Source organism: Chryseobacterium sp. Y16C, from assembly GCF_022488405.1.
GTDB lineage: Bacteria > Bacteroidota > Bacteroidia > Flavobacteriales > Weeksellaceae > Chryseobacterium > Chryseobacterium geocarposphaerae.
In genome coordinates, this window is record NZ_CP092711.1 from 578,024 (window position 1) to 601,442 (window position 23,419).

Annotated in this window: 21 protein-coding genes; 16 read left to right on the top strand and 5 right to left on the bottom strand. The window is 34.9% G+C overall.

Features of this window, described 5'->3' with window-relative positions; all coding sequences use genetic code 11:
- Window positions 1-56 precede the first annotated feature (56 nt).
- The 8 genes from MKS83_RS02425 (at window position 57) to MKS83_RS02460 (ending at window position 8,905) form a co-directional block, all read left to right on the top strand.
- Entirely contained in the window at window positions 57-1,658 is a 1,602-nt protein-coding gene (locus tag MKS83_RS02425) for a pyruvate dehydrogenase complex dihydrolipoamide acetyltransferase (protein ID WP_240581821.1), read from the top strand.
- 272 nt (window positions 1,659-1,930) lie between these two features.
- Entirely contained in the window at window positions 1,931-2,599 is a 669-nt protein-coding gene (locus MKS83_RS02430; RefSeq protein ID WP_100375555.1) for an ABC transporter ATP-binding protein, read from the top strand.
- 12 nt (window positions 2,600-2,611) lie between these two features.
- A complete protein-coding gene (locus MKS83_RS02435; protein ID WP_240581822.1) occupies window positions 2,612-3,193 on the top strand; it encodes a murein L,D-transpeptidase catalytic domain-containing protein in 582 nt (193 codons plus the stop codon).
- Window positions 3,194-3,224: 31 nt separating this feature from the next.
- Window positions 3,225-3,902, top strand: a complete 678-nt coding sequence (radC, locus tag MKS83_RS02440) for a RadC family protein (RefSeq protein ID WP_100375557.1) — start codon at window positions 3,225-3,227, stop codon at window positions 3,900-3,902.
- Window positions 3,899-4,765, top strand: coding sequence for a hypothetical protein (locus MKS83_RS02445; RefSeq protein ID WP_240581823.1), 867 nt, complete (start codon window positions 3,899-3,901; stop codon window positions 4,763-4,765). The genes radC and MKS83_RS02445 overlap by 4 nt, the downstream gene beginning before the upstream one ends.
- An 87-nt stretch (window positions 4,766-4,852) precedes the next feature.
- The gene (locus MKS83_RS02450) at window positions 4,853-5,365 is read left to right on the top strand and encodes a hypothetical protein (protein WP_240581824.1); all 513 of its coding nucleotides are present in this window, start codon (window positions 4,853-4,855) and stop codon (window positions 5,363-5,365) included.
- A gap of 21 nt (window positions 5,366-5,386) precedes the next feature.
- Entirely contained in the window at window positions 5,387-5,998 is a 612-nt protein-coding gene (locus MKS83_RS02455; RefSeq protein WP_240581825.1) for an inorganic pyrophosphatase, read from the top strand.
- Window positions 5,999-6,172: 174 nt separating this feature from the next.
- Window positions 6,173-8,905, top strand: coding sequence for a sodium-translocating pyrophosphatase (locus MKS83_RS02460; protein WP_240581826.1), 2,733 nt, complete (start codon window positions 6,173-6,175; stop codon window positions 8,903-8,905).
- Between the two features lie 70 nt (window positions 8,906-8,975).
- Here the strand turns inward: MKS83_RS02460 and MKS83_RS02465 are convergent, their stop codons facing one another.
- Complete coding sequence (locus tag MKS83_RS02465) at window positions 8,976-10,115, bottom strand: aminotransferase class I/II-fold pyridoxal phosphate-dependent enzyme (protein WP_240581827.1); 1,140 nt, start codon at window positions 10,113-10,115, stop codon at window positions 8,976-8,978.
- Window positions 10,116-10,202: 87 nt separating this feature from the next.
- Here MKS83_RS02465 and MKS83_RS02470 point away from each other — a divergent pair, with 87 nt between their 5' ends.
- On the top strand, window positions 10,203-11,249 hold the full coding sequence (locus tag MKS83_RS02470; RefSeq protein ID WP_240581828.1) for a M28 family metallopeptidase: 1,047 nt from the start codon (window positions 10,203-10,205) through the stop codon (window positions 11,247-11,249).
- A 77-nt stretch (window positions 11,250-11,326) separates the two neighbouring features.
- Window positions 11,327-11,692 (top strand): glyoxalase, encoded by a 366-nt coding sequence (locus tag MKS83_RS02475; protein WP_240581829.1) that lies wholly within the window; start codon window positions 11,327-11,329, stop codon window positions 11,690-11,692.
- 184 nt (window positions 11,693-11,876) lie between these two features.
- Here MKS83_RS02475 and MKS83_RS02480 read toward each other — a convergent pair whose 3' ends face one another.
- Window positions 11,877-12,236 (bottom strand): winged helix-turn-helix transcriptional regulator, encoded by a 360-nt coding sequence (locus MKS83_RS02480; protein WP_100375565.1) that lies wholly within the window; start codon window positions 12,234-12,236, stop codon window positions 11,877-11,879.
- A 264-nt stretch (window positions 12,237-12,500) separates the two neighbouring features.
- Between MKS83_RS02480 and MKS83_RS02485 the strand changes: the two genes are divergently transcribed.
- Window positions 12,501-13,412, top strand: a complete 912-nt coding sequence (locus MKS83_RS02485; protein WP_240581830.1) for a ClpXP adapter SpxH family protein — start codon at window positions 12,501-12,503, stop codon at window positions 13,410-13,412.
- Between the two features lie 65 nt (window positions 13,413-13,477).
- Here the strand turns inward: MKS83_RS02485 and MKS83_RS02490 are convergent, their stop codons facing one another.
- Window positions 13,478-13,876: a VOC family protein gene (locus MKS83_RS02490; protein ID WP_240581831.1), complete on the bottom strand. Its 399-nt coding sequence runs from the start codon at window positions 13,874-13,876 to the stop codon at window positions 13,478-13,480.
- Between the two features lie 143 nt (window positions 13,877-14,019).
- Between MKS83_RS02490 and MKS83_RS02495 the strand changes: the two genes are divergently transcribed.
- The 3 genes from MKS83_RS02495 to MKS83_RS02505 all read left to right on the top strand — a co-directional run bounded on the left by MKS83_RS02495 (window position 14,020) and on the right by MKS83_RS02505 (window position 16,970).
- Complete coding sequence (locus tag MKS83_RS02495) at window positions 14,020-14,817, top strand: SDR family oxidoreductase (RefSeq protein WP_240581832.1); 798 nt, start codon at window positions 14,020-14,022, stop codon at window positions 14,815-14,817.
- 71 nt (window positions 14,818-14,888) lie between these two features.
- Window positions 14,889-15,803, top strand: a complete 915-nt coding sequence (locus MKS83_RS02500; protein ID WP_240581833.1) for a helix-turn-helix domain-containing protein — start codon at window positions 14,889-14,891, stop codon at window positions 15,801-15,803.
- A 531-nt stretch (window positions 15,804-16,334) separates the two neighbouring features.
- Entirely contained in the window at window positions 16,335-16,970 is a 636-nt protein-coding gene (locus MKS83_RS02505) for an NAD(P)-dependent oxidoreductase (RefSeq protein ID WP_240581834.1), read from the top strand.
- Between the two features lie 136 nt (window positions 16,971-17,106).
- Here the strand turns inward: MKS83_RS02505 and uvrA are convergent, their stop codons facing one another.
- Complete coding sequence (gene uvrA / locus MKS83_RS02510; protein ID WP_240583225.1) at window positions 17,107-19,899, bottom strand: excinuclease ABC subunit UvrA; 2,793 nt, start codon at window positions 19,897-19,899, stop codon at window positions 17,107-17,109.
- 218 nt (window positions 19,900-20,117) lie between these two features.
- On the opposite strand from uvrA, the gene MKS83_RS02515 reads away from it, so the two are divergent.
- Window positions 20,118-21,929 carry a TonB-dependent receptor plug domain-containing protein gene (locus tag MKS83_RS02515; RefSeq protein ID WP_240581835.1) on the top strand — a complete coding sequence of 604 codons (1,812 nt, stop codon included), beginning with the start codon at window positions 20,118-20,120 and terminating at the stop codon, window positions 21,927-21,929.
- A gap of 75 nt (window positions 21,930-22,004) precedes the next feature.
- Window positions 22,005-22,721 carry a DUF2490 domain-containing protein gene (locus MKS83_RS02520; protein WP_100375571.1) on the top strand — a complete coding sequence of 239 codons (717 nt, stop codon included), beginning with the start codon at window positions 22,005-22,007 and terminating at the stop codon, window positions 22,719-22,721.
- 91 nt (window positions 22,722-22,812) lie between these two features.
- Here the strand turns inward: MKS83_RS02520 and MKS83_RS02525 are convergent, their stop codons facing one another.
- Window positions 22,813-23,259 (bottom strand): phosphohydrolase, encoded by a 447-nt coding sequence (locus MKS83_RS02525; RefSeq protein WP_240583226.1) that lies wholly within the window; start codon window positions 23,257-23,259, stop codon window positions 22,813-22,815.
- Window positions 23,260-23,419 lie beyond the last annotated feature (160 nt).

Genomic DNA, 23,419 nt, shown 5'->3' on the forward strand with positions numbered 1-23,419 from the left:
ATTTGAGTTTCCCTAATCTCAAATCTCGAATCTCGAATATCAAATCAATATATATTATGGCAGAAGTGATTACAATGCCACGTCTTTCTGATACAATGACGGAAGGAAAAGTGGCTAAATGGCATAAAAAAGTAGGAGATAAAGTAAAGGAAGGTGATATTTTAGCCGAAATTGAAACAGACAAAGCAGTTCAGGATTTCGAATCTGAAGTAGAAGGTACTCTTTTATATATAGGTGTAGAAGAAGGTAGTGCAGCAGCTGTAGACTCTGTTTTGGCAATTATCGGTAATGAAGGAGAAGATATTTCAGGATTAACAGGTGGGGCTGCTGCTCCTGCCGCAACTGCTGAAGAGAAAAAAGAAGAGCCTAAAGCTGAAACACCTGCAGCTCCGGAACAAGCATCTGCTGAAGTTCCTGCAGGAGTGGAGGTGATTACAATGCCTAGACTTTCTGATACAATGACGGAAGGTAAAGTGGCTAAATGGCATAAAAATGTAGGAGATACAGTGAAAGAAGGAGACCTTCTTGCTGAGATCGAAACAGATAAAGCGGTTCAGGATTTTGAATCTGAATTCAACGGAGTATTATTGAAACAAGGTGTAGAAGAAGGAGGCGCGGCTCCGGTTGATAGTGTTTTAGCTATTATTGGTCCTGCTGGAACAGATGTTTCAGGAGTGGGTGCTGCAAAACCTGCGGCTTCATCATCAGAAAAGCCTGCTGAACAAAAAACCGAGGCTAAAGCAGAAGAAAAAGCTGCTCCAGCTGTAAGTTCTTCATCTACAGACAGAGTTGCAATTTCTCCATTAGCGAAGAAAATGGCTCAGGATAAAGGTGTTGACATCAACAGCATCCAGGGTTCAGGTGAAAACGGAAGAATCGTTAAAAAAGATATTGAAAATTATCAGCCTTCTGCAAAACCAGTAGCTTCGGCTCCGTCCGCAAGTCCTGCAGTACAGGTTGCATTAAGTTTTGTTCAGGGTGAAGATACAGAAACTCCGAATTCACAAGTAAGAAACGTTATCGCAAAACGTCTTTCTGAAAGTAAGTTCTCTGCACCTCACTACTACCTGATGGTAGAAATCAATATGGATAAAGCAATTGAGGCTAGAAAAGAAATCAACTCTTTACCGGATACTAAAATTTCTTTCAATGATATGATTATTAAGGCAACAGCTGTTGCTTTAAGAAAACATCCTCAGGTAAATTCAAGCTGGGCAGGTGATAAGATCATTCACAGAGGAAACATCAATATTGGTGTAGCCGTTGCAATTCCTGACGGATTGGTAGTTCCTGTACTTAAAAATACAGATCAGATGAACTATACTCAAATTTCTGCTGCGGTGAAAGATATGGCTTCCAGAGCAAAATCTAAAGGTCTTAAAGCTAACGAAATGGAAGGTTCTACATTCTCAATTTCAAACTTGGGTATGTTCGGAATTGAAACTTTCACAAGTATCATCAACCAGCCAAACTCTGCTATCCTTTCAGTAGGTGCAATCATCGAGAAGCCTGTTGTGAAAAACGGTCAGATTGTAGTTGGAAACATTATGAAGCTTTCATTAGCTTGTGATCACAGAGTGGTAGACGGTGCTACTGGTGCTCAGTTCTTACAAACCTTAAAAACGTATTTAGAGAATCCATTAACTTTGTTACTGTAATTTTCTAAAGGTATAAATAAGAAACGCTTCTCAAATTGAGAAGCGTTTCTTATAATATCATAGTTTAGATAAGAATGCTTTTGACAAGGCTCAACATGACATTGCAAATATTCAGAGTAATCATTTTACTATTCTTAGAGAATTACTGTCATGCTGAACGAATACAAAGCATCTCAAAGACACTCAATTTAACGATGTGAATAAGAATTTATCATATTATAATTCGCTTTAAAAGTATCTTATATCTCAAATCAATTTACTATTTTTGAATCATGATTAAAGCAAGAAATATCCATAAATCATATGGAAATTTAGAAGTATTAAAGGGAGTTGACATCCATATAAAAGTTGGAGAAGTTGTTTCTATTGTTGGAGAATCGGGAGCCGGAAAATCTACACTTTTGCAGATTTTAGGAACTTTGGATCTTCCTACCAATTCAAAAGGTTTTGATACGGAAATAACGATTGCAGGAGAGTCTTTTATTAATATGAATGATAAGCAGCTTTCCAAATTCAGAAACCAAAATATTGGTTTTGTTTTTCAGTTTCACCAATTGCTTCCTGAATTTACGGCTTTGGAAAATGTATTGCTTCCTACAAAAATTGCAGGCGCCAGTGAAAAAGAAGCGATAGAGAAAGCCTATGCTTTATTTGAAGATCTGAAAATAGAGCAGAGGTTACATCATAAACCCAATCAATTATCCGGAGGTGAAGCACAGAGAGTGGCTGTAGCAAGGGCTTTAATCAATTCCCCGAAAATTATTTTTGCGGATGAACCTACAGGGAATTTAGATTCAAAAAATGCGGATGATCTTCACCGTCTTTTTTTTGATTTAAGAGATAAATATAACCAGACTTTCGTGATTGTAACCCATAATCCAGGTCTTGCCGAAATTACCGACAGAAAATTAGTGATGAAAGACGGAATGATTATCGAATAAACTTTCCAGCAAATGATGAAACCCTTTATTTTTTTATTTTTTCTTATTATTTCCTGTTCAAAATTTGAGTCTCAGGCTAATCACGCTATTGATTATTTGCCAAAATCAAGAATTCTGGAAATTAAGAACTATATTAAAGATAAGGATTACAATCAGGATTTAGCTGTTTTTATCAATTTCAAAATTCACTCAGGAAAGTACAGGTATTTCGTTTATGATCTGAAGAACGATAAGATACTGCAAAAAGCAATCGTTGCTCATGGTGACGGTTCGGTTATTAAAAACTCACAAAACCTTCAATTTAGCAATACAGATGGTTCTCATCAGTCATCTTTAGGAAAATACGAAATAAAAGAAAGTTATATAGGAAAATTTGGTAAAGCTTACCGCTTGGACGGATTGGATGAAACTAACAGTAATGCAAGATCAAGAGCCATTGTTCTTCATTCTTACTACTGCATTCCGGATCATGAATCTAACAACCCTGCCTGTTTAAGTTTTGGCTGTCCGATGCTTTCAAAAAATGCGTTTAATAAAACTGCCACATACATCGATCAGTCAGAACAACCGATTATTTTGTATGCTTTTTACTAATTTTATAATTCATATATAATTTAATTCTCAAATGTCTATTAAATTTCTTGCTGAGGACGACAGACCGCGTGAAAAGTTTTTATCAAAAGGTAAGAACTCACTTTCTGATTCGGAATTATTAGCCATTATTATGGGAAGTGGAAATAAAGATGAAACAGCAGTTGAATTAGCCAGAAAAATATTAGCATCCGTTAATAATAACTGGCATCAGCTAAGTTTACTTTCTTTAAAAGATTTAATGAAATTTAAAGGAATTGGAGAAGTTAAAGCCATTTCTATAGTAACCGCGTTGGAGATCGGAAGACGACGAGCCGAACAGCAGCTTCCTGAAAAACGTATAATTTCAGGAAGTAACGATGCATATCTTATTTTAAAAAATCACTTATCAGATCTGAGAACTGAAGAATTTTGGGCCATATTTCTGAATCAAAGCAATAAAGTTATTCATCTTACACAGTTGACACAAGGAGGAATAAACCAGTCTATCGTAGATATAAGAATTTTATTCAGAACGGCTCTCGATCATTATTCCACTGGAATAATCATTGCTCATAATCATCCTTCAGGAAACTTAAAACCCAGCACAGATGATCTTGATATCACACAAAAAATAAAAGAAGCTGGAAATATGTTAAGTATTCAGTTACTGGATCATTTAATTATCACGCAAAATTCATATTTAAGTTTTTCAGACGAGGGATTACTATGATTAGAAAATTAAAGTATGAAAATATCGATTTTGATAAATATACTCAATGTTTAGAGCATTCTGCGCAAAAAAACTGGTATGCTAAAAAAGAAATCCTGGACGAACTTTCAGGGAAGTGGGAAATTCTGATCTATAAGGATTATGAAGCTGTTCTCCCTGTTCCATTAGTAAAAAAAATGGGAATCAGACTTGTTATTATGCCGCTTTTTTGCCAGCAGCTGGGAGTTTTTTCTTCAAGTGATAATCCGGAGATCAATGATCAGTTTTTAAAAGCTTTAAAGAAAAATTATAAAATATTATATTATTCTTTCAATCAGTACAACTTATTCTCTTCTGACACTGAAAAAAGAAAAAATTATATCATCCCGATTTCCGATTATGAGATTTTAAGAAGGAAAAAATATTTCAAAGGGAGGAAGTCTACAGTTAAATGTGCACAACATCTTATTTACCATGAAATAGAACTAAATGCTGCTCATATTTCATTTATTGAAAAAAATTTTAAAGGACTTTCGAAGAGAAGTGATATCAAAAAATTTAAAGATTATCTCAACTTTCTTGACACTAACAATTCACTGAAGCTCTGTGCAGCGTATCTGGATCAACAATTAATAAATATTGCCGTTTTAGTTTCAGAAAAAGATGAATTTTCATTATTAGCTTTGATTAATGATGAAGCTTATAAAAAAGAAGACGGGGCCTCTTTTTTAATAGATAAAATTCTTAGTCATTATATTCATGAGAAAAGTTTTAATTTTATGGGAAGCAATATCCGGGGAATTGAAATTTTCTTTAAAAGTTTTGGCGCAGAGCTTCATGATTACAGCTTTATTCAGAGTAAAATACTGAAGAAATTTTTATAAAAATAAAATGTCTTTGTTCTTACTGCACAATCCTGTGTTTTTCAGAGATAAATTCAGAAAATATTAGTAATTTTGCTACCTCAAATTATGACAAATTTTTCAGGATATCTGCCTTATGCATTTGCATTAATTATTGCAATTCCTTTCTTGGTTTTACTAAGACAGTTTGTATTTACTTATATCAGACTTAAAGAACAGGAAATCAAACTACTTTCTGTAAAATCAAATTCTGAAAATAAAACTCAGGCCTATGAAAGGATGACCTTATTTTTAGAGAGAATAAAGCCTTCAAACCTTGTTCAGAGGTTTAATAAAGACTTGGCAAGTCATGAGTTTATTTTCCTTACAGAAAAAACAATCAACGAAGAATTCGAATATAATTCTTCTCAACAATTATATATTACAAAAAATTCATGGCAAAACATTGTTAATTCTAAAAATGCTGTAATAGATTTGCTTCATAAAACATATGCCGGATTGAATGGAAATACTAATCTTGAAGAATTTAAGACCATTTTTATCATGAATTATATGGAAAATGAAGACTATATTTCAATAACCATTGAAGATTTAAGAAGAGAGATTCTAATAATAGCTTAACTAAAATAAAAATTTTAATAAATGATTCCAAATTTTAAAGCACATCCATGGCATGGGATTTCTGCGGGAGAAGATGCGCCAAATGTTGTAAATGTTTTCGTGGAGATCGTTCCTTCAGATACTATTAAATATGAAGTAGATAAAGAAACCGGATTTTTAAAGGTTGACAGGCCTCAAAAATTCTCAAATATTATTCCTGCATTGTATGGTTTTGTTCCTAGGACTTACTGTGACCAGGCTGTAATGAATTTAGCGATTGAAAGAGGAGCAGACGATGTTACCATGGGAGATCATGATCCGCTTGATATCTGTGTTTTGAGTTCTCACAATATTCATTCAGGAGGTTTATTGATGGAAGCTATTCCAATTGGTGGATTCAAAATGATTGACGGAGGAGAAGCGGATGACAAGATTGTTGCAGTAATGATTGGAGATCACGCTTTCGGACACTACAGAGATATTTCTGAATTGCCTGAAGCTGAAGTAAAAAGATTAATGCACTATTTCTTAACGTATAAAAACTTACCGGATGAGCCTGCAAAATGCAGAATTCAGGAAGTTTATGGAGCAGATCATGCGAAAAAAGTGATTAAAGCTTCTCAGGAGGATTATGCCAATAAATACGGAGGATAAAAATTTCTCTTGTTTAATTATAAATTTAAGGATAAATGAAAATTCATTTATCCTTTTTTATTGAGGTCCCGCAAGGTAGTGGATTAATATTTTCATTCGGTAACATTATTTTCTTAAAATCCTTAGGAATTATTTATTATATTTAATTCTCTATTACCAAAAAAATATTAAACTATGGACTTATTTGTGTTAGTACCAATTTTTGGTGTCATTGCTTTGCTCTATACCTTTATTCAAAGCAATTGGGTGAGTAAGCAGGATGCCGGAAATGACAAAATGAAAGTTATCAGCGGGCATATCGCTGACGGTGCAATGGCTTTTCTAAAAGCTGAGTACAAGATTTTAACTTATTTCGTAGTAATTGTAGCTATTCTATTAGCGGTGATGGGAATGAGCAATGCCAACTCTCATTGGAGTATCGGGATTGCTTTTGTTGTTGGAGCTATATTTTCAGCATCTGCAGGCTTTATCGGGATGAAAATCGCAACGAAAGCCAATGTAAGAACAGCAGAAGCGGCGAGAACTTCGCTTTCAAAAGCTCTTAAAGTTTCTTTTACAGGAGGTTCTGTAATGGGAATGGGCGTTGCCGGATTAGCCGTTTTAGGACTAGGTGCTCTATTTTTAATTATTAAACAGATTTTTGCAGCAGATGCGCCCGTAGATTCTCATGAAATGGAAAGAACCATCGAGATCTTGACTGGGTTTTCTTTGGGAGCAGAATCCATTGCTCTTTTTGCAAGAGTAGGAGGCGGAATTTATACTAAAGCTGCTGATGTGGGAGCTGATTTGGTAGGAAAGGTAGAAGCTGGAATTCCAGAAGATGATCCCCGAAATCCGGCAACAATTGCAGACAACGTAGGAGACAATGTAGGGGACGTTGCAGGTATGGGAGCCGATTTATTCGGATCTTATGTTGCTACGGTTTTAGCAACCATGGTTTTAGGAAGAGAAACCATCTCTGAAGATTCTTTTGGAGGTTTTGCCCCCATTCTTCTACCGATGCTGATTGCAGGAACCGGAATTATATTTTCAATTATTGGAACTTTATTTGTCAGAATTAATGATAACGAAGGTTCATCTACTTCAAGCGTACAAAATGCACTCAATCTGGGAAACTGGGGAAGTATCGTTATTACCGCTATAGCTTCTTATTTTTTGGTGACTTATATCTTGCCTGAGAAAATGGTTCTTAGAGGTCAGGAATTCTCTAAAATGGGCGTTTTCGGAGCAATTATGGTTGGATTAGTTGTTGGTACATTAATGAGTATCATCACGGAATATTATACCGCAATGGGGAAAAGACCGGTTTCCAGTATTGTAAGACAATCTTCAACAGGTCACGCCACCAACATTATCGGCGGACTTTCAGTGGGGATGGAATCAACCTTACTTCCAATTATTGTTTTAGCAGGTGGAATTTATGGCTCTTATCTATGTGCAGGATTATATGGTGTTGCTATTGCTGCGGCAGGTATGATGGCAACAACAGCAATGCAATTGGCCATTGACGCTTTCGGTCCTATTGCGGACAACGCAGGTGGAATCGCTGAAATGAGTGAACTGCCAAAAGAAGTTCGCGAAAAAACAGATATTTTAGATGCTGTCGGAAATACCACGGCAGCAACAGGGAAAGGGTTTGCTATTGCTTCTGCAGCATTGACTGCTTTAGCTTTATTTGCAGCTTTTGTAGGGATCGCAGGTATCGATGGGATTGACATTTACAGAGCCGATGTTTTGGCCGGATTGTTTGTAGGAGGTATGATTCCATTTATATTTTCTTCCTTAGCTATTACAGCGGTAGGACAGGCTGCAATGGCAATGGTAGAAGAAGTCCGCAGACAGTTTCGTGAGATTCCGGGGATTTTGGAAGGAAAAGCACAGCCAGAATATGAAAAATGTGTTGCCATCTCCACGGATGCCTCCATCAGGAAAATGATGCTTCCGGGAGCAATCGCTATTATTTCGCCCCTATTAATCGGATTTATCTTCGGGCCTGAAGTATTAGGAGGCTTTTTAGCGGGAGCAACAGTAAGTGGTGTTTTAATGGGAATGTTCCAGAATAATGCAGGCGGAGCATGGGATAATGCTAAAAAGTCATTTGAAAAAGGGGTCAACATCAACGGACAAACGTATTATAAAGGATCAGAACCTCATAAAGCTTCGGTTACCGGAGATACCGTAGGAGATCCGTTCAAAGATACTTCGGGACCATCCATGAATATTCTTATTAAATTGATGTCCATCGTTTCACTGGTTATTGCCCCAACTTTAGCCTCTTTACATAAAGATAAAATCGAAGCGAATCGAAAAGCAAAAATTGAAGCTTTAACAGGCATTTCAGGCCTAGTTTCTTCAATCGATACTCATAATAGTGCAGTTGCATTAGCCCCAAAAGAAATTAAAGGCTACGTCAATGAAAATGGTGATTTTGTATATGATACAGGAAATATCAAAGAAATTGAATTGAAAGGAGGAAAGAAAATTTCAATAGGAGAAGGAAGCCAATTATATCAGTTGTACAATTCCGTAAAACAAAAAGATCAGAAGGTTTTAGATCCCAATAATTGGCACACCATCGAAAACCTTTATTTTGAAACAGGTTCAAGTGATTTAAAACCGGGCTCAGAAGCTCAATTATTAAATTTGGTTGAAATTATGACCGCTTATCCGGATTTAAAAATAAAACTGGGAGGATATACGGATAATTCAGGAAATGATGAAAGTAATCAAAAGCTATCCAATTTAAGAGCTCAAACGGCAAAACTGAAATTATTGGAATTGGGAATTGCTGCAGATAGAGTAGAAGCGGAAGGATACGGTTCTCAACATCCGGTTTGCGCAGCTAACGATACCGATGAGTGTAAAGCAAAAAACAGAAGAATTGATGTAAGGGTTCTCTCTTTATAATTAAACTATAGTAAAATTATTAAGCACTGCAATTGCGGTGCTTTTTTATATGAAACTCCTGAGAATATTTTTATAGTTTTTTTCTCAAATGCTCTAAAGCATCAATGATCAGATCATCTTTTTTGGCAAAACTGAATCTTATATAATCAGAATTCGTTTTGGAATTGTAAAACGCTGAAACCGGCAAACAGGATACTTTTTTCTCTACAGTCAGCCATTTTGAGAATTCCACATCTGTCATTGATTTGGAAATATCTCTGAAATTAACGATCTGAAAGAAACTTCCCTGTGCTTTTTGCTCAACCTTCAATGGCGTGTGCTGAATAAGCTCATTAAAAATATTTCTTTTATTTTCCATTGCTTTTCGGTTTTCTTCAGGATCAAATATCTCAAGATATTTGGCAACTGCATACTGAGCAGGAGCATTAGTACTAAAAGAAATGTACTGTTGATAGTTTCTGAAGTTTTTTAGCAAATCTTCCGCTGCAAGCAGGTAACTTACTTTCCAGCCGGTTGCATGAAACATTTTTCCGAAAGAAAATATACAAAAGGTCCTTTTTCTTAATTCCGGATGAAGAAATGAACTATAATGTTCAATATCATCGTAACAGTAAATATCATAGATCTCTTCTGAAATCAGATAAATTTCCTGGTCTTTGATTAAATCATACAATTGATCCCAATCATTTTGAGTCCAAATTTTTCCGGTAGGATTTTGAGGGGAATTTACGATAATCGCTTTTGTTTTTTCTGAAATACAGCTCTTAAGATTTTCCCAGTTAATGGTAAAATCACATTCCAGATCATAATAGATAGGAATGCCCCCATTAAGAACAATTGAAGGAGCATAGGTGTAATAAGAGGGCTGTATTACAATAACTTCATCTCCCTGGTTAAGAATAGATTTCAAAGAAGTATATAAAGCAAAAGTTGAACAGGGGACAATATTTACTTCTTCTCTTTTTACCATAAAGCTATTCTTTCTTTTGGCATTGAACTTAATGATATTATCGATCAGCAAGGCATTTCCTTCAAGCGATTCGTAACTGTGACTGATGCGGTCTGCAGATTCTTTAAGATAGTATCGTAACCTGCCGTCTATTTCAAAATCAGGTAACCCTAAAGACAAGTCGAAGCTTCCGTGCTTTCTGGAAAGCTCGGACATTTCTGTAAAAAAAGAATAATGATTAAATCCGTAAATTTCTACCATTCAGTTTCCATTTAAATCAAATATAATAAATTTTACATTTCAGCAAAGAATAAATATATTTTGCTATTTTTAAGAAAATTATTTTACATGAAAAAGTTAATCATTCCGGTACTAGCTGCAGTTTTCCTTGCAAGTTGCGGAGCTTCTAAAGTTTCTACGGAAACATCCGGTTCATCTGTTGTTTCCCCAAAAACATATAATAAAGCCTTTCAAACTGCTTATAAAGAGATTAAGGCAGAAGATCTAAAGAAAAACTTATATGTAATCGCTTCCGATGAAATGGAGGGAAGAGATACCGGAAGTCCCGGACAGAAAAAAGCGGGTGAATACATGATAAATTATTATAAAAACTTAGGGATTTCTTATCCAAAAGCTTTAGGGTCATATTATCAGAAAGTTCCGGCTGATTTTATGAAACAGAGAGGAGGAGGAAACCTTCCTGATTCTGAAAATATCCTGGCTTTTATTGAAGGAAGTGAAAAACCGGAGGAGATTGTTGTGATCTCCGGACATTATGATCATGTAGGAACAAGAAATGGAATCGTATATAATGGTGCGGATGATGACGGAAGCGGAACTGTAGCCGTAATGGAAATTGCAAAGGCTTTTCAGAGTGCTAAAAAAGCAGGAAAAGGACCTAAAAGATCTATTTTATTCCTTCATGTGACCGGAGAAGAACATGGATTGTTTGGCTCAGAATATTATACGGATAATCCGGTGTTTCCTTTGGACAATACAGTGGTAGATTTAAATATCGATATGATCGGACGTGATGACCCTGAAAACAGAGGGAAACAATACGTTTATGTAATCGGTTCAGATATGTTAAGCTCACAGTTAAAGGTCATTAATGAAGCCGCCAATAAGACAACAAATAATTTGGAACTCAACTATAAATACGATGATCCGAATGATCCTCAAAGGTTGTATTACAGGTCTGATCATTATAATTTTGCTAAAAATAATATTCCGGTAGCGTTTTTCTTTGATGGAATTCATGAAGATTACCATAAACCAACGGATGATGTTGAAAAAATTGATTACAACTTACTGGCAAAAAGAACACAGCTTGTCTTTGCAACAGCCTGGGAACTGGCCAACAGAAAAGAAAGAATTGTAGTAGATAAAAAATAATCTACGGTCAGAAAAAGAGGACAAATTTGTTGAATAATACAGTTTGTCCTTTTTATTTTAATGTAATACTATTAATTATGAAACAGGAAATCAAATCAATACGTCCGTTTATAGGATCCGAAAACTTTGAGATCAGCCGTAGTTTTTACCGAGATCTGGGATTTGAAGAAATTATTTTAGAACCTAAATTGTCCCTCTTCAAATGGGATGACATAGGATTTTATTTACAGGACGCCTATGTAAAAGACTGGATAGATAATACCATGCTTTTTATAGAAGTAGGGAATGTTGAAGAGTTTTGGGAAAATCTTCAGCAATTAAATCTTGAAAAGTATGAAGGAGTGAAATTAACTCCGATCCGGACCATGAACTGGGGAAAAGAATGTTTTGTTCATGATCCTTGCGGTATATTATGGCATTTCGGGGAGTTCTTCACTCAATAACATTATTTTAATTATAATTTAGATTCAAACTTTAGTAATCCTGACAAATGTCAGGATGTTTTTATTTTTATTAATTCTAAATAAATATAAATTTGTATCAACAAAAAAGTCTAAAACACATATCTAATTCATATCCATATCAATTTTTGTTTTTTGAACCGACATCCTATTTGTCGGTTTTTATTTATTTCTGATAAAGGGATCTTCGATATTCAAGGCCCCACTTAGCAATTTCATCAATAATAGGCTCAATAGTTCTGCCGTATTCGGTAACTTCATATTCTACCGTTACAGGTTTTGTATCCAGTACAGTACGTTTGATGAGATGATTGATCTCCATGTCCTGAAGCTCTTTGGAAAGCATTTTGGCAGCAATACCGTCAATTTCCCTCAAGAGGTCCATAAAACGCATATTCCCTCCCTGCAGTAAGGTTCCTAAAATATGAAATTTCCACTTGCCTGATAGAATTTCCATCGCATCTTTAATGGCATTCATTCTGTTTTTGCAAACTAATGTAGTATTTAGATTGGCTACTTTTTTCATTCCTTAAGTTTATTAAAAATCCTATTAAAAGATTAGAAGTTGTAAATGTATAAAAATAATCAGGTAGTTTCCTAGAGGAAACTAGTTTCCAAAATGAAATTTATTGTGAAAATGTAATGATTAAATGTTAGCTTTGCACTCAATAGTAAATCTGTATAAAATATTATCATGATTAAAAAAATGATAAACTACAAAATACTAACATTCTTGTTCCTTACTATGACTTTAGGCAGTTGCAAAGGACAGAACGATAAAAGTAAAAAAATGGAAAACAAAACTACTAACCCATTATTATGTGATCCTGCAACAGGGATCTGTGAAACACCAGGAGAAAAAAAGAACAATGGGCATGCTAAAACCAATGAAAAGCCAGTGAAAGTTATTTATTTTACCGATCCTATCTGCTCTTCTTGCTGGGGGATCGAACCTCAATTGAGAAAATTAAAGTTAGAATACGGAAACAGCGTAGAAATAGAATACAGAATGGGAGGTCTTCTTCCGGACTGGAGTTACAACAGCGGAGGAATCAGCAAGCCTTCAGATGTTGCCCAACATTGGGATGAGGTAAGCGGATATTACGATATGCCCATTGACGGAGATGTATGGCTAAAAGATCCGTTGGATTCTTCTTACCCACCTTCCATTGCCTTTAAAGCAGCACAGCTTCAGGATAAATCGAAAGCATTGGATTTTATGAGAGAGCTTCGTGAAATGGTATTTTTAAAGAAAAAAAATATCGCAAAATGGGAACATATTGCTGTGGCAGCTGAAAAAGTTGGATTAGATACCAATAAACTAAAAGCAGATTTTGAAGGGAAAGCAAAAGACCTTTTTCAGGAAGATCTGAAATTAGCCCGAGAATTGGGCGTTCGTGGTTTCCCTACGATGTTCTTTACCAACGGAAACGGAAACAGAGAAACAGTATACTGTTCAAAACCATATGCATTCTATGAAACTGCCATCTTAAAAATAAATTCGGATACAAAAAAATCTGAATATTCTAAAAACTGGGAGAGCTTATTCGCAAAGTATCCTTCTCTTACCGCGAAAGAATTTTCAGAATTATCAGGAACACCAAGAGTTGAAAGCGAGAGACTTTTAAATGACCTTGCCGCTAAAGGAACTCTTGAAAAATTTACGACAAAGAATGGTTCAATCTGGACCTTGAAATCGTAATTCACAATAATCATATTTAGCAAATTTTTACCGAAGGTTCTTATGGATCTTCGGTATTTTTATGATTACATTCCCGGCCAATACAGCACATTGAATGCATGTCCGTCGGGGTCCGAAAAACCAAATGTATATCCCTCTTCTATTGTATAAGGTCCAGTAGAGATAGTACCACCAGCTTTCTCAGCCATCTTTACCCATTCATCAACTTCTTCTTTACTTGCCGCAGAAAGACTGAAAATGATTTCATTTCCGGATTTTGCATCCGAAAACTTCATTTTAGTATTCGTTTCAAGAATATCTTTCAGGAAAAAATTGATGATAAAGCTATTTTCTCCAAAAGAAAAACTTATCAGTTCATCAGATTTTACAGAACCATTTGATGTAAAACCTAATTGCTCATAAAATTTTGTAGTTCTTTCAAGATTGGAAACAGGCAGGTTCGCCCAGATTTGTTTTGTTTTCATATGATGTAGATTTAGTGTGAGCATTTAATAAAGAATGAAATTTTCAGACCAATTTCATTTTGGCTACATCAATATCCGTTTTGGCAACTTTAATCTTTTTATAAGTCCGGAATTTTGTCATGTAATTTTTAAACAATAAAAAAATGAAAACAATTTTCATAACTGGTGCCTCAACAGGACTAGGAAAAACAACAGCAAAATTATTTCAGAGCAGAGGATGGAACGTGATTGCAACCATGAGAAATCCGGAAGCGGAAACAGAATTGAATCAATTGGAAAACGTTACGCTTCTTCCACTGGATGTTACCAATTTAGAACAAATTCAGACCACAGTAAAAAAAGCATTGGAATTGAGTGATATTGATTTGGTATTCAATAATGCAGGATATGGACTAATCGGACCTTTAGAAGCTTTACATGATGATCAGATCTTAAAACAATTAGATACTAATTTATTAGGGGTTATTCGTGTTACCAAAGAATTCATTCCTTATTTCAGAGAAAGAAAAAGCGGAATGTTCATTACAACCACATCCATCGGAGGATTAATTGCTTTCCCATTAGGTTCTACGTATCATGCCACAAAATGGGCACTGGAAGGATGGAGCGAAAGTTTGGCGTATGAATTAAACACATTCGGAATCGATATAAAAACAGTCTCTCCCGGAGGAATCAAAACTGATTTCATCAGCCGTTCTTTGGATATGGGTACAAAACCTGAATATCAAACCATGGTAGATACGATGTTCTCTAATACAGAAGCGACGATGGAAGGAGCTTCCGAACCTGAACTCATAGCTGAAGTCGTGTACGAAGCCGCTACAGACGGTAAAAAACAGTTAAGATATGTAGCGGGAGAAGATGCCAAAGCATTATATGCGCAGCGTCTGGAAATGGGAGCAGAAGCATTCAGAGAACAATTCGGCAAGCAGTTTATTTAATTTTTTACAGTTTGAGTATATCATTCAAAGCCTGATATACTCAAACTAATTTCTTTTTAATACCTTTAATTATGGAAAAGAAAGATAATTCTCCTTTAAAAATCTCATCAATCTCGGAACTTCATCAGATACTGAATGTTCCTAAACCACTTCATCCGCTAATAAGTTTAGTAGACAATACGAAGATGAGTGTCGATAAATATTATCTTGACCGAAGTTTCACACTGAGTTTTTATAAGATTTCTTACAAATTTTCAGAAAACGGAAAGATGGGATATGGACAGGGATATTATGATTTTAATGAAGGAGGAATGATGTTTACTGCGCCCAACCAGGTTCTGGCAACGGATGAAAATGCTGAATATTTTGGCTATACCTTATTCATTCATCCGGATTTTTTAAGAAATTATCCTTTGGCGAAAAGCATCAAAAAATATGGTTTCTTTTCTTATGATACGAATGAAGCTCTGCATTTATCCGAAAAAGAAAAGACTCTAATTGTTGGGATACTGGATAATATCAATGAGGAATTGAATACGGCTATTGACGAAATCAGTCAGGACGTTATTATTTCTTACCTGGAAGTTCTATTGAACTACAGCAACCGATTTTATAAAAGACAGTTCATTACCCGAAAAGTCGTGAACCATGATCTGCTCTCTAAAATGGAAGATGTTCTGGAAAGTTATTTCAATAAGCAGGAAACGCTAACAAAAGGGCTTCCTACAGTAGAATTCCTGGCCTCAGAGTTAAATTTATCTACCCATTATTTAAGCGATATGCTTCGAAATCTGACAGGGCAAAACACTCAGCAACATATCCATGAAAAACTGATCGAGAAAGCAAAGGAATATCTTACTACAACTAATTTTTCAGTTTCTGAAGTAGCATACCAATTGGGATTTGAGCATTCTCAGTCTTTTAATAAGCTGTTTAAAAAGAAAATGAATGTAACACCTCTGAGTTATAAACAGTCATTCAACTAGTTATAAAAGAATCCGCTCTTTAGGAACGGATTCAGTAGATAAATACATCTCATTTTTTTAATTAGACAACAATAAAAAAGCACAGCCGACAATGCTGTGCTTAAATTTTTATAAATTTAATTGCAATTTCAAAACTGAAAAAAGCAAAATATGTTTCCACTTTGGTAGTATTACATAGTAAATGTAGTGATAATTTTAATACGAAACATTAATTTAATGTTAAAATTAACAAATAACTAACAATTTATTGTGGATAAGTTTCTCTTCTTTTCCCAAGCATTTTTCAGGGTAAATTACTACAATGAAATTATAGGCACTAAAAAAATAATTTTAAGTTGAAATTTTTATATCTTTATTTCATTAAAATCTCTTTATAAATAGTATCCCAAATATCAGAACAATTTGCATGGTCTGAAAACTTAAGGTTCAAATTCTTTGGATCCTATAATCTTTTATTTTATAGCAAAACAACAAGATTAACCATATGGGTTTTTCTTAGGTTTTGTCAATCAACAATTTTAAAGAAATACTATGAAAAAAGATACGATCGCCGTAATCGGCGCAACAGGAAAATCAGGAAAATATCTTGTTCAACAACTTTTAAAAAATAATTATCACCTTAAACTATTATTAAGAAATCCTGAGAATTTTACGCTTCAAAACTATTTGATAGAAGTCGTAAAAGGGGATGCGAGAGATTACAATTCCATTCTGAATGTAATTAAAGGTTGTGATGCCGTAATCAGCACTTTAGGACAGCCTGCCGGAGAAGAATCAATCTTCAGTGATGCTACGAAAAACATCATTAAGGCAATGCAATTTCACGGAATTAAAAGATATATCGTCACAACTGGACTGAACGTCAATACACCTTTTGACCGCAAAAATGAAAAGGTGAAAATGGCCACCGAATGGATGTATCAACATTATCAGGAAACAACTTCGGACAAACAAAAAGAATATGAACTTCTCGCAGAAAGTAATCTGGACTGGACTTTAGTGAGACTTCCTTTAATTAATTTGACAGATGAGAGTTTCAGAACAGAAACATCTTTGGAAGATTGTAAAGGAGAAAACATTTCTGCAACGGATTTAGGAAAATTTTTGGTTTCTCAGATTGATGATAAGACTTTTATTAAGCAAAGCCCGTTTTTGTATACTATTTAATTTCTGAACCATTAAGGTTTTTAAGAAGCTAAGAATATTAAGCTTTAAAGTCAAAAGATCTTAATGAAACTCAGTAATTTAATTTCCTTAATAGTTCCAATAAAAAACAGAGAGTAATTTTACTCTCTGTTCTATTTTAGTTTTCCAGCTTTTCCTTAATGTATTTTGCTGTATGAGATTTTTTATTTTTTGCCAAATCTTCCGGGGTTCCCGCAAAGACAACTTCACCACCGTATTTTCCTGCTTCCGGGCCAATATCAATGATGTAATCTGCACATTTAATGATATCCGGCTGATGCTCAATAACGATCACTGAATGGCCTAAATCAATTAATGCCTGTAAGGATTTTAGTAATTTCTGAACATCATGGAAATGAAGCCCTGTAGAAGGTTCATCGAAAATAAATAATGTTTTGTCTGTAGTAACTCCTTTTACAAGGAATGAAGCCAACTTTACACGTTGTGCCTCACCACCGGAAAGGGTAGAAGAGCTCTGTCCCAACTGTAAATACCCTAAACCGACATCCTGTAAAGGTCTTAATTTAGTAACGATTTTATCTTCATGATTATCTTTAAAAAATTCCAAAGCTTCATCAACCGTCATGTGAAGAATATCCGAAATGTTCTTCTCGTCGTATTTCACTTCAAGAATTTCATTTTTAAAACGGGTTCCTTTACAAACCTCACATTCCAGCTCAATATCAGCCATGAACTGCATGGAAACATTAATAACACCTTCTCCTTTACATTCATCACATCTTCCGCCGTCTACGTTAAACGAAAAATGTTTAGGTTTATACCCCATCATTTTTGCTACTTTTTGCTTAGCAAACAAATCTCTGATATCATCATACGCTTTCAGATAGGTTACAGGGTTGGATCTTGAAGATTTCCCGATAGGGTTCTGATCGATCAGTTCAATATGTTTGATGAGTTTTTTAGGAAATTCTACTGAATCATAATCTCCTTTTTTACCGCCCATTCCTAACTGGATCTGGATATCGTTGGTAAGAATTTCTTTCATTAAAGTAGATTTACCGCTTCCCGAAACTCCCGAAATTACAACAAGACTTTCTAACGGAACATCTACATCAATATTTTTAAGGTTATTCTGACGCGCCCCTTTAATATGGATCCATTCTTTAGCTTTTCTACGTTTCGCAGGTATCTCAATCTCCAGTCTGCCCGTCAGATATTTTGAGGTTAAAGTGTCCGCATCTTTCAGTTCTTTATAATCACCAGCAAAAACAAGTTCACCTCCCAAATACCCCGCTTCCGGACCAATATCAATGATATAATCGGCTGCTCTCATCACATCTTCATCGTGTTCTACTACAATTACTGTATTTCCGAGATCACGAAGATTCTGCAATACTTCAATCAGATTCTCCGTATCTCTGGAGTGCAAACCGATTGAAGGTTCATCCAGAATATAAATTGATCCTACCAAAGAGCTTCCCAAGCTTGTAGCCAGGTTGATTCTCTGGCTTTCTCCTCCCGAAAGGGTATTGGAGGTTCTGTTCAACGTTAAATATCCTAACCCCACTTTTAATAAAAATTCAAGTCGGGTAGTGATTTCATATAAGAGTCTTTTCGCCACCTCCTGATCGTGATCAGATAGCTTTAAGTCTTTTATTAACGGAAAAAGCTCATCTAAAGGAAGCTCAATCATCGACTGGATATTGTGCCCGTCGATTTTCACCCAGCTTGTTTCTTCACGTAATCTTAACCCTTCACAAGTCGGGCAAAGTGTTTTACCACGATATCTGGAAAGCATTACACGATACTGGATTTTATATAAATTTTCCTCCAGCATTTGGAAGAAGTTGTTTACTGATGGAAATGTTTTGTTTCCGTCACCTTTCCAAAGATAAGTTCTCTGCTCTTTAGTAAGTTGATGATAAGGTTTATGGATAGGAAAATCTTTCGCTTTTTTTATAAAATCTTTTTTCCATTCGCTCATACTTTCTCCTTTCCAGGAAGCAACGGCATCTTCAAAAATGGATAATGTCTTATTCGGAATGACTAAATCTTCATCTATCCCGATTACTTTTCCATAACCTTCACAGGTAGGACAGGCTCCGTATGGATTATTAAAACTAAAGAAATGGACATTCGGTTCTAAAAATTCGATTCCGTCAAGCTCAAACTTATTTGAAAATTCTTTAATTTTTCCGGTCTCAATATTCTTTAGAGCACAATAGCCTCGACCTTCATAGAATGCCATCTGGATGGAATCTGCTAATCGCTGAAGAAAACTTTCATCTTCTTCGTAAGAAAAACGGTCGATTACGAGATTGATCTCCATTCCTTTTTCAGGGGTAAAGCCAAAACTTTCCAAATCTTCAATTCCGGCAACATTCCCGTTGATTTCCAGTCTTGTGAATCCAGCCAGTTTTAAAACATTTAAGTTTTCTCCAAAATTTGCAATGTCATATTCATAGGGAGCCGTTAGTAAAAAAGAAGTATCTTTCTTAGAAGCTTTAATAAAATCCACTACATCAGAAACCGAATCTTTTTTCACTTCTTCACCGGAAACAGGAGAAAATGTTTTACCGATTCTTGCAAAGAGAAGCTTCATATAATCGTAAATCTCCGTTGAAGTTCCGACCGTTGAACGGGGGTTTGAAGAAATTACCTTCTGCTGAATGGCAATGGAAGGAGCCAACCCTTTAATGTCATCAACTTTCGGTTTTTCAAGTTTTCCCAAAAACTGACGTGCATAAGAGCTTAAACTCTCAACATAGCGTCTCTGTCCTTCTGCATAAATGGTATCAAAAGCCAGCGAAGATTTTCCGCTTCCGGAAACTCCTGTGATGACAATTAATTTATTTTTAGGGATGATTACATCTATGTGTTTCAGATTATTAAGGTGTGCATTCTTAACAAAAATCTGTTTTTTAATATCTATATCTGTAGTTGAAGCCATAGTAAAATTAAGACTAACAAAATTACGAATTTTTACGGGAATATCGTAACCACAAAGCGGATCTATTTTTTGTTTCAATTTTAAGATTTCTATAGCTTAAATAGTTTAATTTTAATTGGTTTTAAAGCCGTATGACAACAATCATTTTGTGGTGTAAGTAAACTCCGCTACTTTTGGGAACTTTTAAAAATGACCAAAAACTAAAAGTAAATACCGTTATGATTAAGAAAATAGGCAGTCTTTTCCTTATTGGATCTGTGTTTTTTGTAAAAGCTCAGGAAAAAACTTCTGATATTGAAACGATTGAAATTCAGGGGAAATTCATTTCTACACCTTATAAATCAGCCAATCAGAATATTACTGTCATTACGAAAGAAGAAATTACAAATTCACCCGCAAAAAGCATTGATGAAGTCCTGCAGCAGGTTGCCGGAATGGATATCAGAAGGAGAGGAGCAAACGGAGTACAGAGTGATGTTTCTTTCAGAGGAAGCTCTTTTGAACAGGTTCTTCTTCTTATCAACGGGATCCGAATGAATGATTCTCAAACCGGTCACAACTCCCTGAATATTCCGGTGGATTTGGCAGATGTAGAAAGAATTGAAGTGATCAAGGGACCTGCTGCGAGAAGATTCGGACAAAATGCCTATGCAGGAGCCATTAATATTATTACAAAAATTAATCCCGGCAAAAAAGTAAAGATTAATGCCGAGGCAGGAGATTTTGAAACGTATGGATTAGGACTTAGTGCCCATTCAGGAGGGGAAAAGTTCTCAAATTCATTAAATATGAGTTCAAATTCTTCTCAGGGATATATGCATAATACGGATTATGATATCCGGAATATTTTTTATCAGAGTCAATTAAAAATAAAAGACGGAGATATACGATTGCAGGCAGGTTTTTCAGAGAAAAAATTTGGAGCTAACGGATTTTATTCATCCCCATTGGCGACAGAGCAATATGAAGAACTTCAATCTTCTATTATAAGTTTAGCACACAGACAGAGTTTTGGAAAGTTTAAACTGAATTCTAATGTATATTGGAGAAGAGGGCAGGATATGTATCTATTTAACCGTCAGAAACCTGAAATCTATAGAAATATGCACATTGGCAATAATGTAGGTGGGGAAGTAAATTCCAGCTACGATTGGGGATTGGGAACAACCGGTATCGGAGTGGAATTAAGAAAGGAATTTCTGGCAAGCAATAATCTGGGAAACAGAGAACGATTTGTATCCCAGGTTTTCTTTGAGCATTATTTCTTATTCTTCGATAAAAAGCTGAATATTTCTCCCGGGATTTCATGGGCTAATTATTCTAATGCCGGCAACTTTTTTTATCCCGGCTTAGACGTAGGATATAACTTCAACAGCAATAATAAAATCTACGGAAACATTTCAAAAGTTCATAGAGTTCCGACTTTTACCGATTTGTATTATGTGAGTAAAACAGAGCGCGGAAACCCTAATTTGCAGCCGGAAAGCGCTTTATATGCAGAAATAGGATACCAGTATCAGACAAAGGATATTTTAGCCAAAGTAAGTGGCTTTCTAAGGAATTCCAGCAATTCTATTGACTGGACAAAAATCTCTTTAAATGAACTTGTTTGGAATGCTCAAAATGTGGGAGATATGGAAATAAGAGGAATAGAAGTTGAAGTAAATCATCAGATATTAAACTGGTTGAAATATTCAGCAGGATATACTTATCTGGATAATGATTTTAAACAGCCTAAAGATCTTGTTTCAAGATATACTTTAGATAACCTTAAACATCAGTTTATCGGAAAGCTGGAAACCAAATTCCTGAAAAATTTCACCAATGAGCTTGTTTACAGATACAATGAGAGATTAAACAATGGAAGTTACAATCTATTAGACGAAAAAATAAGTTTCGCTAAAAAAGACTTTTCTGTGTACGTTTTAATCAATAATATAACTAATACAGAATATACTGAAACTTTTGGAGTGAAAATGCCAAAAAGATGGTTTCATCTGGGATTTACCTACAATATCAATATTAAGTAAATGTTAATTCATGATGAATTAAAGTTAATATTACGAAATTGTTAATTCAGTTACATTTGCAAAAATTTTTTCAAGATGAAACTTTTTCTAAGTCTTAGTTTATTTTTAAGTCTTACTTTTATTAAAGCCCAGGAACACATTTCCGGATTTGGTGCACTGACATTAACCTACAAGTTTCATCCGAAATTTTTTCTTTATGCAGAAGGTCAGGTGAGAAGTATTAATGAATTCACTTACCCTGATTATTACGAAATAAAAGGAGGAGTAGGATATAATCTTACTAAAAATCACAAGCCTTTCATTGGTTTAGGAAGATATGCAACATACACTGATCATGCGATCAACAAAGAAGAATTCAGAGTTTGGTTACAGGACGTTATTGACATTAAAAAAGGAATTGTAAAATTTGAAAACCGTTTTCGTGCAGAGAAAAGCTGGTTTTATGAACCCCAGACCGATAAAAGCTCACAAAGAATGCGTTACCGTTACCGTTTGAATGTAAGTGTTCCTTTAAATGCTAAAGAGGTGAAAAAAGGAACTGTATTTGCCAACGCATATGATGAAGTATTTTTTGTAACACCTATGAAACCTACATTTGCAAGAAACAGGGTTTACGGAGGATTCGGTTACCAGATCGACAATAATTTGGGAGTCGCAGCAGGATACCTTTGGCAACGTGAATTTGAAGCAAAAGGAAATAAGAACTTACATTTTCTTTACCTTGCTTTAAATATCAATATAGATGGCACCAATCACCCTGTAAAAACGTTTGATTACCCTGGAGCAGACTAATTGTCCAAAATTTTACAATATAATTATGAAGGCATTAAGAAGTGATTTTCTTAATGCCTTTATAATTTAAACTCTTTTTTATCAAAAAAGGTTAATACTTGTCAGTAAGATAGCGATAAGCTTTCAGATATTTATTAAATCTCTTAATATCTTTTGGAGTAAGCTCTCTGTTCACTCTTCTCAGATCCATATTGTCCCGGAGATCATTTATTTTTACAGCTACAGCCAAAGGAGATCTTTCGGTTCTTTTAATAAATTCATCGTAATCTTCTTCCGGATCATATTTTGTCAGGCAGCTTATTGCAAAAATTATGTATTCAGGAAAGCCTTCATTCCTTAAATAATCCAGACTGAATTCTGATGGATGATCTTCGACAACATCATGCAAAACACCCACTATTTTTTCGTCGGTTGTTTTACCATATTCCATTACACGCATTACGTGAGCTATGTAGGGAGCGTGGTATTTATCGGTTTGTCCTTTATGTGCTTTAGTCGCTATTTTAATTGCTTTATGAAGCAGTTCTTCTTTTGTCATTTCGATGAAATAGAGTACAAAAATAAAAAATGCTTTAACATGTCGAAACATTTATGTTTAATTTTTTTCTCGGTTTTCCTACAATTTTTATAATAAATTTTTCAGTTTATATTTAATGTGAAAATTTCAAAATTGCTTATGTAGATTAAAGCAGAAAATA